This is a genomic window from Methanobrevibacter sp. (assembly GCF_045114555.1).
Taxonomy (GTDB): domain Archaea; phylum Methanobacteriota; class Methanobacteria; order Methanobacteriales; family Methanobacteriaceae; genus Methanobrevibacter.
In genome coordinates this window covers 1-16216 of record NZ_JBGUKT010000035.1, presented here as the reverse complement: position 1 = coordinate 16216, position 16216 = coordinate 1, and the positions used below count along the sequence as shown (strand labels likewise).

Below are 16216 nucleotides of genomic sequence, written 5' to 3'. Positions count from 1 at the left end.
ATAATTATATTTTCCATAATTATTTTCAGTATAAGTATTTTTATATAATTATATTTCAGTAAAGTAAGTTATTGGGAAGAATTCCTTAATCCACATCAAGATTTCACCATTGTTTATTATAGTGTAATCTCGTGTTAGGAAATCCTCTTCAGTATTATAAAGCTCTTTAAGTTTATCTGATGCTTTTTCTATTTGAATAACATTTATCTCTCTTCTGGATTCGACATTGTAGTTTTTCAATATCCTTCCAATAGGAGTGTCTGCTCTGATTAAGTCGTCCTTGATTTCCTTTGTCAATCTTTTTAGAGGTATGTAAGAAACGGCATAAATTAACGGATTATCGTCCTTATGCATTACGATTTCCCTATAATTCACTTCATCTCCAACATCAACATTAACCAAAGGTGCACTCTCTTCAGTTGCCTCTTCAAAATGTTGCTCTAAAGTTTTCAAATCGATTTTTCCATATAGGACATCAAGGATTGCTGTAATTGAACCATCAGTTGTCAATAGAATCTTTTGAGTGTTTGAAAACTGCTTATTGTATTTTTCTTCAACAGCACTGATTTTTTCAATTAACCGTACATTAATGTTGTTGTCAGTAGTTTTTGACATATTCAGTCTCCGAGTTAATTGTTGATTTTATTATTTTTAATAAAAATTTTAGATTTAAATTTTAGATTAAATAATGGATTAAATTATAAATTTATAAATTATCTGGATTTTCAATAAATCCTGAAATTGCAGATGCTGCCACAACTCCTGCATTAGCTAAATATACAGATGAATTAGGATCTCCCATTCTTCCTTTGAAGTTTCTGTTTGTAGAGGAAATGCTTGTTTCCCCTTCGGATAATACTCCCATATGTCCACCTAAACATGGTCCGCAACCAGGGTTGGATACCATAGCTCCAGCATCCAAGAATGTTTTTATGTATCCCAAATCCATTGCCTTTTGGTATATTTCCTTTGAAGCAGGTATGATGATTAATCTCACATCGTCATGAACTTGCTTTCCTTCAAGTACAGCCGCAGCTTGTGCAAGGTCTGATAATCTTCCATTTGTACATGAACCAATGAATCCTTGGTCAATGTGAGTTCCAGCTACTTGTGACAATGGCTTTACGTTGTCCACATCATTAGGACAAGCTATTTGTGCTTCCATATCATCTACATTAAACAGGAATTCCTTTTCGTAAACGGAATCCTTATCGGATTTTAGGATATTCAATTGGTCCTTTGTTTTGCCGGTTCTTTCGCAAACATATTCAATTGTGGACTGGTTAGGTTCCATAATTCCGTTTTTAGCACCCATTTCTATTGCCATGTTTGTCATGGTCATTCTGCTTTCAACATCCAAATTGTCGATGGTCTCTCCACAGAATTCTGCAGTCTTATATGTGGCTCCAGCTATTCCAATCTCTCCAATGATATTTAAAATCAAGTCCTTTGAAGTTATGCCTGGATTCAATTTTCCTTCAACTTCTATCTTAAAGGATTCAGGAACCATGAACCATGTCTTTCCAGTGGCATATACCATAGCCAAATCAGTGGCACCCATTCCAGTGGAAAATGCTCCGAATGCTCCGTAGGTACATGTATGTGAGTCTGCACCAACTATGATTTTCCCAGGCTCAACATGTCCTTTTTCAGGAAGCACCTGATGGCAGATTCCTTCTCCATGAATGTAATGATTCTTAATTCCTTGAGTTTTAATGAAGTTTCTAGCTACCTTTTGAAACTCTGCAGATCCTATTGTGTTTGCAGGCACATTATGGTCAAAGACAATGACTATCTTTTCATTGTCCCAAACCTTATCACTTATTTTTTCAAAGGTTTTTATTGCAGGAGGTGAAGTTCCATCATGTGACATTGCCAAATCAACATCCACTTCGATTATTTCTCCAGGAATGACTTCACGACCTATTTTCTGAGATAATATTTTTTCTGAAATATTCAAATTTAATCTCCTAAAAATTTATCAATATCTTTAATTTATTTTATATCTATTTTTATAATTTAATCTATTGATTTATAAATTTATTTATATTAATCTCAATTTTAATAGCTTTAAAAAATAGTTTAAAAAGTAGGTTTAGTTAAAAATAGAATTTTTAATGAAAGTAATTAAAAAAAATAAAAAAAGAATAAAATGTTGATTATTTATAAATCAACATAATTTGAATCAATGCTTCTTACAATGTCTTTAAATACATCATCATCAATGTATTTTCCTTCTTCTCTGCTTTCCTTTACCTTTTTCACGATTTGGCAAAGTTGGTCATTGGTTACTTTAAATCCACATTCATCAAGTTTTGCCTTAACAGCTCTGCAACCGGAATGTTTTCCTAAAACCAATTGTCTTCTTTGACCAACGAGTTCAGGTAAATATGGTTCGTATGTAAGAGGCTCTTCAATAACTGCATCCACATGGATTCCAGATTCATGTCTGAATACATTTCTACCTACGATTGGCTTATTGTATGGAATCTCCAATCCGGTTTTCTTGGATACCAATTCAGATAACTCTTGGATGTATTTGGTCTTGAAGCCTAAGTCCTTACCATACAATAATTTTAAAGACATGATCAATTCTTCAAGGGAAGCGTTTCCTGCTCTTTCTCCAATACCATTAACAGTTGTTGAAACAGCACTTCCTCCTGCAAGCAATCCATAAATTGAATTTATTACAGCCAATCCAAAGTCATTATGACAGTGCATAGCTATTTGAACATCAGTCACTTTTCTAAGTTCCTTGATTAAGAAAGTTATTCCTTGTGGAGTGATAGCTCCAACGGTATCTGCAATGTGCACTCTGTCAGCACCATAGCTTTCCGCTTTTGAGTAAACTCTTTTCAAGAAGTCCAAGTCAGTTCTTGTTGCATCTTCTGCTGAAAATGCTACAAACAATCCATGGTCTTTAGCATATTCAATGGATTTCATGCAGATATTCAATGCTTCCTGTCTTTTGATATGCATCTTATGTTCCAAATGGATGTCAGAAGTTCCCATAAATGTAATGATTCCATCTACATCACAGTCAAGAGCTCGGTCAATGTCTCCTTTTTTGGTTCTTGCCAAACAGATGATTTCAGCATCCAATCCTTCGTTAGCTATTGCTTTTACAGTAGATGCTTCTCTGGATGAAACAATTGGGAAACCTGCTTCAATCTGATGGATTCTTAATTGGTCAAGCTTTCTGGCTATTTCCAATTTGTCTTCCTGTGAAAAGCACACTCCAGGAGTTTGCTCTCCGTCTCTTAAAGTTGTATCATAAATAGTAATATCCTTTGGGAATTTGTATTCCTCTTCCTTGTTGAAAGGACTTGTATAATATTGCATTTTTTTATCAACTCTTTATGTCTTTTGTATTTTAGTTAGTTTTATGTTTTTTAAATATTTTTAAATTTAATATTTAAATTTCTTTAGTTTAAATTTAATATAATAAGTTATGTATTTTTGTTTTATAAACTTTTTTATAATTTTTCAAGTGATTGGAATTTAATTATCCAGTTCCTCTAATAATTCCAAGTAGGAGGTTCGCTCAAATCCGTCTGTAATTCCTAATTTTTCAAAGAGTTCAAATATGCTTTCCTGTGCCTTGGAATAGTCAGAATTGTCCTCTAAGCTTATTTCTATTTCCATATATGGTTCAAGGCCATGGACATTGTCCAAGCTGATTTCATAGTTTTCATATTGGTAGTATTCACGATCCTTTACAACGGTTCTGACTTCCTTGAACCCTAAATTCTCAAATATTTTAGAAGCTTTGTCAGCATCTTCTATTTCCATTTCAACCTCTTTTCTGGTTTTGCTTTTTGCATCGATTTTAGGGCCTTTGTAAGTAATGAACAAATTGTGCTTATCATCTGATTTTGTTTCTCTGATTCTCAATGCCTCATCGGTTTGTGCAAAGTCACGCACCGGACTATTGAAATATCTATCTTCCTGATGCTCAGTTTTGACCTTTACGGCATTTATTTCATCAAGCCTTTTTCTCATTTCATCAAAGCTTCTTATTTTTGCTTTCACTTCTACTTCTATCATAGGAATTTCCCACTATCATTAATATTTTCTAACTCTTTTCTAAGCAATTTTCTAAACTGCTTTTAAACATTTTTTAATATTCAATTCAATTTTTATATTTGTTTTAAATACACTTATAAACTATCCTATTCAATTTTTATTAATACTTTAATTATTAAATGTATTACCATTTATATGCTTTATAAACATTAAGTTTATATACTATATAAATGATATATTTTATTAGTAAAAATTTTAATCAAAAAATTATTAATTTTAACTGATTTTTATTGTCAATTTTCTTTATTTGTCAAAACTAAAATTATATTAATTTTTTAAAATATTTACTTACTTTTTTTAAATAATTTTGGAGGTAATAAATTGACCGATGTTGATATAAAAATAGAAAACATTGTAGCTTCTGCAAGCATTGGGAAAGACATTGTTCTTACCGAAGTGGCAAAAGCGTTAGAAGGTGTCGATTTTAACAGAGAACAGTTCCCAGGATTAGTATTTAAACTTCAAGATCCTAAAACTGCTGCTTTAATTTTTAGTTCCGGTAAACTTGTATGTACTGGCGCTAAATCAATCGATGATTCAAAATTAGCTATTAAAAAAACTGTCGATCTTATGAGAACTATTGATACTGAAATTCCTCATGAGTTTGATATTAAAATTCAAAACATTGTTGCTTCTGCAAATTTACAATCTACTTTAAATTTAGAAGCAGTTGCTTTGGAATTGGAAAACACTGAATACGAACCAGAACAATTCCCTGGTTTAGTATACCGTTTATCTGATCCTAAAGTTGTATTATTATTATTCGGTTCCGGAAAAGTTGTTTGTACTGGAGCTAAAACCAAAAAAGACGCTAGGTTAGGTGTAGAAAATGCAAAAGCTAGACTTAGCGAATTGGACTTAATATAATTGGTGATATTATTGATTAAACTTGTAGTATTTGACTTAGATAATGTTATTATTGATGGTGAGGGCATAGACGAGATTGGAAAATTAATTAATATTGAAGATCAAATTGCAGCAATCACTGAGCAGGCTATGCAAGGTGATATTGACTTCGAAACATCCATTAAGAAAAGAGTAGGGCTTCTTAAAGGAGTTGCTACTGACGATATTAGAACATTAGCTAATGAAATGCCTCTAATGAAAGGAGCTGAAGAAACCGTTTCCACTTTAAAGGAAAATGGCTTTGATGTAGCTATTATTAGCGGTAGTTTTGATATAATCGCCGATACTATTAAGGGAAAACTTGATGTGGATAACATATTCACAAATTCATTAGTTGAAGAAGACGGGATCTTAACTGGTGAAGTCACTGGACCATTGGTATCTGGTTCAAAATTAGATGTTCTATCCGAGCTCATCGAAGAAAAAGGATATTCCTTAGATGAATGTGTTGCTGTTGGAGATGGAGCAAATGATATTTCCATGATTGAATCTGCTAAATATGGAATTGCTTTTAATGCTAAACCTGCTTTAAAGGAGAATGCAGACATTATTGTGGAAACCCGTGATTTAACTGACGTTTTAAATGTCATCATTAATTTAAACTCTGAAAACACTGAAGGAGATGCTGACGTGGATAAAGAAGTTGCTGTAGAAACTGAAGTAGTTGAAACTACTGACGTAGTTGTTGAAAACCAAGAAGAAGAACAAGTTGCAGATGCAACTGAAGAAGTAGTTGAAGAAATCGAAGAAACAGAAGAAGTTGTTGAAGAAGCTGAAGAAGAAACTGCTGAGGAAGAAGCTGAAGAGGCTGAAGAAGAAGCAGTGGAAGAAGAAGTTGCTGAAGCTGAAGAGGAAGCTGCTGAAGAAGCTGAAGAAGCTGAAGAAGTTGAAGAGGAAGAAGTTCCTGAAGCTGAAGAAGAAGTAGCTGAAGAAAAACCTGTTAAAGAAGCAAAACCTAAAAAATCCAAAAAGAAAAACGCTCTTCCAGAACCTGATTTTGATTTAGCTGACACCATTGAAGGTGTAAGAGCTCAAAAAGATGAAAGAGAAGAACGTATTGCTAAAGTTGCTGATGAAAGAGAAGCCTTTAACAGAGAAGCTAAAGAACAACGTAAAATACGTGATGAATTAAATTCTGAATTAAAAGAAAACTTAGCTAAAGCTATTGAGTTCAGAGATCAACGTAATGAAATCAACAAACAAGTTGAAGAAAATAAAAAAGCACGTAATCAAGTCAATGATGAAATTAAAAGTCTTGAATGGTCTTCTGGTAAAAAAGATAAAATCAGGATTGAAGCTGAAATCAAAAAGATTGATAAAATTATCGAAACCAGAGTTTTAGACATCAAGAAAGAAAATCAGCTTGTTAAAAATGCAAATGATTTAAGAAAAGAACTTGCAGAAATCAAAGAAGACGATAAAGTCAAAGAAGAAGCTGCTGAACTCAAGAAAAAATCTGAAGAATACCACGCTAAAGTAGTTGAACTTTCAGAACAAGCACAAGAAGCTCATGAACAAATGCTTTCTTACTTCAGAAAAACTGATGAAATCAGAACTGCTGCTGATGAAGCACACAAGTTATTCATCCAAGCTAGAAAGAATGCTTCTGCTAAACATGAAGAATTTAAAATGATTTTAAGTGAAATTCATGTTATCAATAAAAAGTTAGGAAGCAACAAAAACAGAAAACGCAGATCTGATAAATCTGGTGGTTCTTCTAACAATAAGAAAAATCGTGAAGAAAAAGAAAGAGCTGAAAGTATCTTTGATAAATTCAAAAACGGTAAGAAATTATCTACCGAAGAGCTTTTACTCTTGCAAAAATACGATATTAATTAATTAAATTATTTTTAATTAATTTTAATTTTTTCTTTAATTTCTTTTTATTTTCTTTTATTTAGTTTATTTTATATTTTTTTAATTTACTTTTTTTATTATTTTATTTTAGTTTATTTTATTCTAGTTTTTATTTTAGTTTATTTTTTATAATTTTTGCATCGCTTAATTTTAGTCGATTTTTTAATGGATTATAATAGTTAAGTAAATTTATATAATAGTTAAATCTAATTTTATTATAATTGTGATGGAATATCTTAAAAATAATATTGTGGGGATACAATGGCAGAAAATGAGAATAATGATAAAAAGGGAGAAAAAATAGAAGTTTGTTATACTTGTGGAAAGGAATTTGACATGAATAGCGATGAAGGCGCTCATTATCACTATGGAAAATATCCGATGTGTGGATACTGCACCAATTTCTTTGGTTTTTATAAAGAGGATTTGATGGATAAGAAATAATTTTCAATCATTTCTTTATTATTTCACAATTTTTTTACAATTTAATTAAATATAATAATAGTTTTTTAATTTTTCATATCTATTAATTTTTCACATCTATTCTAATTTTATTAGTCATTTTAATATTATAATCGTCTTGAAATTTTAATTGTTCAAAAAACGAAAATATTAAATATAATGGTTATGTATAAAGTATTTATGATTTTGATAATTTTGTAAATTGGAACTTTTCAATTTATATCCTAGATTTTATAAAAGCAGTTTTTATAGAATTCTATTTTTTACATTTTTATTAATCATTGTATTAAAATTTTTAAATTATAATTTTTATTTATTATGTGATAACATGCATGAAGTGATTATTTCAGAAAAACCGAAATCTGCTGAGAAGATAGCAAAGGCTCTCTCTTCAAAGGCCCAAAAGAAGAAATATGGTAGGAAGATAAGCTATTGGGAATTTGAGGAAGATGGCAAAAGGACCACTGTTTTGTCTGCAGTAGGTCACTTGTACTCTTTGACATCCGCTACTTCAAGAGACAGATTAGGGTTTGATTTAAAATGGGTTCCAGCATATGAAGTTGAAAAGAATAGCGGATATGTTAGGGATTATGTTTATGCTATTAAAAAACTCTCTAAAGATGCAGATAAATTTGTTCATGCTTGCGATTACGACGTAGAAGGAACATTAATTGGTTATAATGCATTGAAATATGCCTGTGGAAACAATGCTGAAGCGAAAGCATCCCGTATGAAATTTTCCACATTGACTAAAAAGGATATTGTAGATGCATATGACCATATGATTGACATTGACATACACCAAGTGGATAGTGGTATTGCAAGACATATGCTAGACTATTACTTTGGTATGAATATCTCTTCAGCTTTGATGAAAGCTGTTAGATCAGCATCTTCAAGTCGCATAAGCTTATCTGCAGGACGTGTGCAAACTCCTACATTATCCATTTTAGTGGATAGGGAAAAGGAGATACAATCATTCATTCCAGAACCTTATTGGCAAATCAAGGCCAAGTCTGATTTTGACATTATAGCAAATCATGTTGAAGATAAGATCTTTGATGAAGAAAGGGCTAAAAGAATATTTGATGAATGTCAAGGGGCTGATGCAACTGTAACTGATGTAAATATTAAGGAAACAATCAGAAAACCTCCTATTCCATTCAATTTAGGAGGATTGCAATCTGAAGCCCACACTGTATTTGGATTTTCCCCTAAAAGGACTCAAGTTGCAGCTCAGAACCTATATGTTGGAGGATACACTTCTTATCCACGTACCTCATCCCAAAAACTTCCTGAATCATTAGGATTTAAAGAGATTTTTGCAGGTCTTCTTAGGGATGAAGAGTTTAGAAAACATATTGCTGATTTGCCAGCAAAATTAAAGCCAAATGAAGGTAAGAAGGAAGATGCAGCACACCCAGCTATTCACCCAACTGGCGTATTGCCATCTAACTTATCTCCAGATGAGGAAAAGATTTATCGTTTGATAGTTTATAGGTTCATAAGTGTCTTCAGTGAGGATTCCAAATTGGAAACCATGAAAGTTGACTTGAATGTTAACAATGAGGAATTTGTCTTTTCAAGAAAAAGGGTTTCTCATGAAGGATGGTTAAAACACTATCCATTTAAGAAACAAGAAGCGGATGAGTTCCCTCCACTTAAAAAAGGAGATTTCCTTAAGATTCATGAAATCATTTCAGAGGAAAAGGAAACCAAACCTCCTGCAAGATACAATGAAGCGTCTCTTATCAAGGAATTAGAGAAAAGAGAGCTTGGTACAAAGGCTACTCGTGCAGACATCATTGCCAAATTGTATGATAGGAAATATATTGATGGCAAAAAGATTGAAGTTAAGCCATTAGGTGTTCATATTATCGACACATTAAAGCAATACTGTAAGAACTTGACTAGCGAGGAGTTAACTCGTGAATTTGAAAAAGAGTTGGATAGCTTATCTGCCGATAAAATTACAAAAGAGGAGATTCTTGCAAATGGTGAAAAGGAAGTAAGATCAATTCTTAAGGATATTAATGACAATCAAAAGGAAATTGGTTCAAAGCTTTATGAATCCTATCAGGAATCAAATATCGTTGGAGATTGTCCATGTGGCGGTAAACTGCTTAAAAAGTATTCAAGAAGGAATAAGCAAACATTTATAGGATGCTCCAATTTCCCTCAATGCAGAAATACTTACTCACTTCCTAAAGGTGCAAATATCTTAAAATCAACTTGTCCAACATGTGGATTGCCTATGATTTCAATTAAGAGAAAAGGCCAAAAGGGAAGGGAACACGTTTGCCTTGATCCAAATTGTGGTAAGGAAGTAAGCAAAAGGCGCGCTCCTGAAGTTGTTGGCAAATGTCCAGAATGTGGCAGAGACTTATTGAAACGTTCTGGAAGATTTGGTGAATTTGTTGGATGCAGTGGCTTCCCACAATGCAGGTTCAGTTGCCAATTGAAGGATTTGGACAAAGTATTGCAAGAAAAATCAGAAGAATTAAGTAAATGATTAAAGGATTATTATAAAAATTTATCATTTTCTTTATTCAATTTTTATTTTTTCAATTTATTTTCTATTTTTTATACTTTTTTTTAATTTTTTAAGGATTATTATAAATTTATTTTTTCATTTTTTCATTTTTTTAAATAGCTATTTTTTTTATTTTTTAACCAATAATTTTATTCGTATATATTCAAATGTTTATTGGCTATTTTTTCCTTTATATAGTATATTAGAAAATTATATATGTATATAAAATGTATATTTAATTATTATTAAATTTAAATTGATTTTTATTAACATTAGGTTAATATCAATCCCTCAAGTCTTAAGTTTAATAATTTTAATTCAAAATAATTATTGCAATATATTTTAAAATATATTTAATTATTTGTTTTACAAGTCGTATACTGTTGTTTTATGAAAATTAGATAATTTAAGCGCTTTTATCTTTCATGGGATGATTGAATATGGCTAAAAGTATATATTCGAATATTATTTGTAAAATGTACGAGGATTTTTTATGGAAAATCAGAAAGTTAAAACAATATTAAAATCTGTGGTTATCATAGCAATATTGTTTGTTTTGGTTTTTGGTCTTAGGGCTCAAGCCGCTGATATTGGTGGAGTTCCAAATGAAATTAAAGCAAATTATATGGATGCTGATGGTCTTCCTTATTTCAGTGAAATGGACTCATACTTTAACTTAAGGATGACTCAAGATTATATGGATCATGGATATTTTGGTGATACTTTAGTAAATGGTTCTGGTTGGGATATGCATTCCTACTATCCATCAGGAAGGGACGTTGGGTCTTATCAGCCGATGATTGCATATGTCACATCATTCTTATATGGAATAGTGAACATGTTCCAGGATATGTCTCTTAAGGAAGTTGCATTCTGGACTGGCGCATTCATTTCATCATTTGCGGTAATTCCTGTTTACATATTCACAAGAAGAATCACTAATGATTATGGGGCAATTGCTGCTGCATTAATCGTAGCTTTAGGTCCTAACTATATTTCACACACATTTGCAGGATTTTTTGATACAGATATGTTTAACGTAACCTTGCCGTTATTCTTCATACTCTTCTTTGTAGAAGCGGTTAAAAGTGATAAATTAGCTCATAGAGTAATATTTGCTATATTGTCTGTTTTATCTATTGGGCTCTTTTCAATTTCATGGTCCGGTTATATGTTTTATCCTGCAGTAATGATAATTGTGATGATAGTGTTCTTCATATTATGTTTCTATCTGGACATTGAAGTATTGGAACCATTTAAGAAATATGATAATAAGTTAAACTGGTTGATGAATCAAAAAGAATTGTTCTCAGTAGTTTTAATTGTTGTTTTGGGTGCTATCAGCTTATTGTTTACTGTTGGAATTAGTGGTATATTAGAAGCTATAAATGGTCTTACTGGAGGTTTCTCAATTTTATCCGCATCACATGATGTATGGCCTAACGTATTTGTTTCTGTTGCAGAGTTGCAAAGGCCAAATATTTTAGCGGGTGGTCTTCCTGGAGCATTCTTAGCTAATACCAATGGTATTATAAACGGGGTTGGTGGAATAGTTGCTTTCTTTGGTGTTTTATTGGTCTTATTCACATTTGTTCAAAGATTGTTTAGATTAAGATCTGTAAAAATTAAAGGGGACTCCTCAAAACCTCATAAATCTAAACGTAAGGCTACTTCTGTTAGAAAGGAACAAGACAGGTTCAGAATTTCCCTTAAAGACATTGGGTCTTTCGGTTCAACTGATGAAATCAATAAAAGCAAACGTTTAAATGTGCTTTACTTAAGCTTATTCCTTGTATGGATTCTTGCGTCTGCAGCAGCAGTAACTCAAGGTACAAGGTTTATTCAGGTATTGGTTGTTCCTATGGGTATCTGTGCAGGTATTTTTGTAGGTTATGCAGTTGATTACGTCAAAGCTAACATTGATGATGACAGAACTTTATTCTTGATAGCTTTGGTATGTTCATTCTTGATTGCATTCCCAATTACTCAAATTTATTATGGTCTTGATAATGCTTTAATGATAGGTTCTATTGTATTCGTTGCTCTTGTAGTTATTTCTGGAGTATTCATATATCTTAGAAAATCTATTAGGGATTCAGATGTATCTATTAAGAAGGCATTGGTTGTTGTATTAATCACTTTAGCTTTAGTGTCTCCAACTGTTTGTGGAGCTTATTTAACTACTGCGGCTACTGCTCCTGGGTCAAGTGACCCTATGTGGAATGCTATGGACTATATTAAAGAAAACACTACTAATGATACAGTTATCATTTCCTGGTGGGACTACGGTTACCTATTCCAAATTGCATCTGATCATCCAACTTCTTTCGATGGGGGTTCTCAGACAGGAGACCGTGCATACTGGGTAGGTAAAGCATTGACTACTTCAGATTTAGCCCAATCTAAAGGAATCTTACAGATGTTGGGAACTACTGGTAGTAATGCTTCTGATTTATTATGTAATTACACAGGAAGCAATGTAACTGCAGTTGATGCATTGGACAAAACTTTAGGTATGAGTAGAGAAAATGCTAAATCAACTTTAATTAGTGATTATAATTTAACTGAAAGTCAAGCAAACGCTGTTGTAAAGCAGTCACACCCATCCAATCCAAATAATGTTGCATTTGTCTTAAGTTCAGATATGATTTCAAAAGCTGGATGGTGGTCCTACTTCGGATCATGGAACTTTGATACATTAGACAGTACAAACTATCAATATTACATGTCTGGAAATTATGCTACTATTAATCCTAACTCTCAAGGTAGCATTAATGTATTGAATGACAGTGGCATTTTATACAATGCCATAGTTAAAAGAGGATCTAATGGTACTAATGGAACTACTGCTCAAATGACTGCTGTTTGGGATAAAAACGGTAGTAAAATAGAGTTAAACGGTACTGAATATAATCCTCTTAAAGCAAGCAATCTTATCGCTATTGAAGATGGTTATTTGACTGTAAACAAAACCTTAGACAAAGAAGGTAATTATACCCTTTATCTCATTGGTTCTGGAAATGACTATACCGCTATCTTGATGGATAATGAACTTAGAGACTCTGTCTTTACTAGATTGTTCCTATTGGGTGGTGCAGGCCAAGATACATTTACCTTAACCAATATGCAAGAAGGAGTTTCTACCTGGTCAATTAATGGTGCATCTTCAAGTTCTGATAGCCAAGATACAAATACAACAGAGACATAACAGTTTTGCTTATGTATAAAATTTAAATTTAGTTATAGATTATAAGGTCAGCTTGTCCATTGAGCTTTTCTTATGATTTTTATAACTTTTTTCTTTTTCTTTTTTTATTTTTTTAAAATAAGTTTATTGGGCATATCTTTTTTAATTCATTATCTATTTTTACCATTTAATTTCCTATTTTACCGCATATTTTATATGTTAAAAATACAAAATTTATATTATAATAAAATATTTACATTTTTCAATGTATAATTTCATAAAACATTAACTTATTGATTATTAAAATTTAATTTTTATTTCAAAATTAATTAATATTTCATAATAAATTATTTATTGGGGAGTTTATGTCTATAGAAGAAAAAATAAAAGCTATTGAAGAGGAAATTCAAAAGACACCTTATAATAAAGCTACTTCTCACCATATAGGTAAATTAAAGGCTAAAATTTCTAAACTTAAGGAAGAACAGATTAAAAGAAGTAGTGGCGGATCTAAAGGTGAAGGATTCCACATTAAAAAAAGCGGTGATGCTACAGCGGTTTTAGTAGGTTTCCCATCTGTAGGTAAATCTACATTGCTTAATGAGTTAACCAATGCTGAAAGTAAGGTTGGAGCTTATCAATTTACTACTTTAGAAATCATTCCCGGGGTTATGGAATATAACAATGCCCAAATCCAAATCTTTGATATTCCTGGAATCATTACTGGTGCTGCTGGAGGTAAAGGTAGAGGTAAAGAGATCCTATCAGTTGCAAGAACTGCAGACTTGATTATAGTTGTATTGGACACACTTAATCCACAGCATTTGAATGTTATCTTAAAGGAGCTTGATAATGTAGGTGTAAGGCCAAATCAAACCAAGCCGGATGTTAGAATCAAAAAGACACGTAAAGGTGGAGTTAATGTTTCTACAACAGTTCCTTTGACCTATTTGGATGAAAAAACCATCAGATCAATTATAAATGAGTATGGAATCCACAATGCAGATGTCTTGTTTAGGGATGATGTAACAATTGACCAGTTCATTGATGTTATTGAAGACAATAAATCCTATGTTCCTATGATGATTCTATTGAATAAGGTGGATTTGGTTGACCTTGATTATCTAAAGCAACTTCAAAAGGAAATTCCTGAATTCATACCTATTTCTGCAGATAAGAAACTCAATATTGATGCACTTAAAGAAGAAATATTCGATCGTGTGGATTTAATTAGGGTTTATTTAAAGCCGCAAGGTAGAAAAGCAGATATGGAAGATCCTTTGGTTATCAGAAGAGGCTCTACAGTTATTGATGCATGTGAAAAGTTACACAGAGAGTTTGTTAAGAACTTTAGGCATGCTAAGATTTGGGGAACTTCAGTAAAATTTCCAGGTCAAAAGGTAGGTCCAGACCATGTCCTTGAAGATGAGGATGTGTTACGTATAATCCTTAAAAAATAATATTGCAGTGTTTAGCATGTCTATTTTAAATGATTTGTCCAAAGATACAGTTATTTTCATATCAGGCACTCCTTGCACTGGTAAAACAACTGTTGCAAGTGATTTGAATGATTATCTGTCCAGCAATGGATTTCATTCAAGACTCATTAAGGTAAATGATTTTGCAATTGAAAATGACTTGGTTTTAGGTGAAGATCCCGATAAACTTTATAAAATCATTGACATTGATGGATTAAATGAATCTTTGAATGATGAAATCGATAAAAGCAGTGACTGTGTTTTAATAGTGGAAGGTCATTTGTCTCATCTTTGTGAAGGGGCAGATAAAATGATTGTCCTTCGTTTAAATCCATCCATTCTTAAAAATAGGCTTGAAGAAAGGAATTATTCAGAGTCTAAAATTCAGGAAAACCTTGAAGCAGAAGCTTTGGCAGTCTGTTCAGCAGAAGCTTATGAGATTTATGGGGATAAAACCAATGAGATAGATGCAAGTGACAAGTCTGTTGAAGAGATTCGTGATTTGATAATAGCTATTGCATCTGATAAAATGGAATGCCCTGTTGGTTCAATCGATTATATGGAATGGCTTTTGGAATAATTTTTTCATTGTTCTTCCCATATTCATTTTCATATGTCCTGAACCTTAAAATTTTAAAAATAATTAATTTATTTATACTATTTTTGTCTTATTTTTATAATATTATATATAATATAGAAAACCTTTTTATATAATAAAAAACATATCTTATCTTAATATTCCTCTTGTACTATTATATTATAGGAATATTTATTTAATTACTTTATTTTTACATTGCTTAAAATGTGATTTCTCATCAAAATCTACTTTTATTTAGGCAATTAGTTATTTTAAAGAGATTATACGTTGTATGAGAGGAGTATCTATGGCTAGAGGAAAAAAACCTGATTGGATGATTGAGATAGCTCAAGAAAGGATGGATATTCTTTTTAATCGTGCAGAAAAGGAATATAAAGAACATTCTGAAAGATCTCATCGTTATGTTGAGCTTGCTCGAAAGATTTCCAAAAAGTATAATGCAAAGATTCCTCAAGTCTGGGGACGAAGATACTGTAAAAATTGTTACAAGTTTTTGGTTCCCGGTCACAACTGCGCTGTCCGGCTAATTAATAATGAAATTAATATTTATTGTGGCGAGTGTGGCCATATCATGAAAATTCCTTACATCAGGGAAAAAAAGTTAAAAAGGAGAGCTAAAATTGACTCTTACACTTTCAAAAAAAGAGATTATGAATGAAGCTCGTTCCGCTATGACAATAAATATTGGAAAAGCTGGTGTTAATGACAATGTTATTGAAGAGATTAAACGTCAGTTAAAATCCAATCCTATTATTAAATTACGATTTGCTAAAAATGTAGCAAGAAATAAAGATGATTTAATAAGCAACATTGTTGAAGGCACTAAATCCCAACTTATTGACGTTAGAGGAAATGTTGCTGTTATTTATAAAAAGCAATCTAATTAGATTATTCGCTTAGAGTTACAGACACCAGTCTTAGGTGAGTAATAAAATTGGATTAGAAACATATTAATTGGAGAAAATTATATGACAACTGTATTTGATGTTCCTGCAGAGTTATTAATTAATACTGTTGCAGATGAATTTAGAGATAATAATGATAAAATTGTTGCCCCTGAATGGACAAAACTTGTTAAAACTGGTGTTCACAAAGAAAGAAAACCAGAA

14 protein-coding genes are annotated in these 16216 nt (G+C 31.9%); 10 read left to right on the top strand and 4 right to left on the bottom strand.

All coding sequences use genetic code 11. The features are described from left to right. Window positions 1-48: 48 nt before the first annotated feature. The 4 genes from ACJMLB_RS08205 to cyaB all read right to left on the bottom strand — a co-directional run bounded on the left by ACJMLB_RS08205 (window position 49) and on the right by cyaB (window position 4047). Window positions 49-615, bottom strand: coding sequence for a chorismate--pyruvate lyase family protein (locus ACJMLB_RS08205; protein WP_405325235.1), 567 nt, complete (start codon window positions 613-615; stop codon window positions 49-51). A gap of 91 nt (window positions 616-706) precedes the next feature. Then, a complete protein-coding gene (hacA, locus tag ACJMLB_RS08200; RefSeq protein ID WP_405325232.1) occupies window positions 707-1960 on the bottom strand; it encodes a homoaconitase large subunit in 1254 nt (417 codons plus the stop codon). A 203-nt stretch (window positions 1961-2163) separates the two neighbouring features. Beyond that, window positions 2164-3342 (bottom strand): homocitrate synthase family protein, encoded by a 1179-nt coding sequence (locus ACJMLB_RS08195; protein WP_405325229.1) that lies wholly within the window; start codon window positions 3340-3342, stop codon window positions 2164-2166. 159 nt (window positions 3343-3501) lie between these two features. Beyond that, on the bottom strand, window positions 3502-4047 hold the full coding sequence (gene cyaB / locus ACJMLB_RS08190) for a class IV adenylate cyclase (RefSeq protein ID WP_405325226.1): 546 nt from the start codon (window positions 4045-4047) through the stop codon (window positions 3502-3504). 360 nt (window positions 4048-4407) lie between these two features. Between cyaB and ACJMLB_RS08185 the strand changes: the two genes are divergently transcribed. From ACJMLB_RS08185 to ACJMLB_RS08140, 10 genes are all read left to right on the top strand, one after another. Next, a complete protein-coding gene (locus ACJMLB_RS08185; RefSeq protein WP_296855871.1) occupies window positions 4408-4953 on the top strand; it encodes a TATA-box-binding protein in 546 nt (181 codons plus the stop codon). Window positions 4954-4965: 12 nt separating this feature from the next. Continuing rightward, window positions 4966-6831, top strand: coding sequence for a phosphoserine phosphatase SerB (serB, locus tag ACJMLB_RS08180; protein WP_405325222.1), 1866 nt, complete (start codon window positions 4966-4968; stop codon window positions 6829-6831). Between the two features lie 279 nt (window positions 6832-7110). After that, a complete protein-coding gene (locus ACJMLB_RS08175) occupies window positions 7111-7293 on the top strand; it encodes a hypothetical protein (RefSeq protein ID WP_295608050.1) in 183 nt (60 codons plus the stop codon). 346 nt (window positions 7294-7639) lie between these two features. Next, complete coding sequence (gene topA, locus ACJMLB_RS08170; protein WP_405325219.1) at window positions 7640-9823, top strand: DNA topoisomerase I; 2184 nt, start codon at window positions 7640-7642, stop codon at window positions 9821-9823. A 514-nt stretch (window positions 9824-10337) separates the two neighbouring features. Continuing rightward, complete coding sequence (locus ACJMLB_RS08165) at window positions 10338-13052, top strand: STT3 domain-containing protein (RefSeq protein ID WP_405325216.1); 2715 nt, start codon at window positions 10338-10340, stop codon at window positions 13050-13052. Between the two features lie 344 nt (window positions 13053-13396). After that, entirely contained in the window at window positions 13397-14491 is a 1095-nt protein-coding gene (locus ACJMLB_RS08160) for a GTP-binding protein (protein ID WP_295607069.1), read from the top strand. A 16-nt stretch (window positions 14492-14507) separates the two neighbouring features. After that, window positions 14508-15089 carry an adenylate kinase family protein gene (locus tag ACJMLB_RS08155; protein WP_405289226.1) on the top strand — a complete coding sequence of 194 codons (582 nt, stop codon included), beginning with the start codon at window positions 14508-14510 and terminating at the stop codon, window positions 15087-15089. Between the two features lie 304 nt (window positions 15090-15393). Continuing rightward, window positions 15394-15765: a ribonuclease P protein component 4 gene (locus ACJMLB_RS08150; RefSeq protein WP_405325212.1), complete on the top strand. Its 372-nt coding sequence runs from the start codon at window positions 15394-15396 to the stop codon at window positions 15763-15765. Next, window positions 15758-15994: a YhbY family RNA-binding protein gene (locus ACJMLB_RS08145; protein ID WP_067148918.1), complete on the top strand. Its 237-nt coding sequence runs from the start codon at window positions 15758-15760 to the stop codon at window positions 15992-15994. The genes ACJMLB_RS08150 and ACJMLB_RS08145 overlap by 8 nt, the downstream gene beginning before the upstream one ends. Window positions 15995-16075: 81 nt before the next feature. After that, window positions 16076-16216: 40S ribosomal protein S19 (locus ACJMLB_RS08140; RefSeq protein WP_405325347.1), on the top strand; the 141-nt coding region annotated here is incomplete at its 3' end.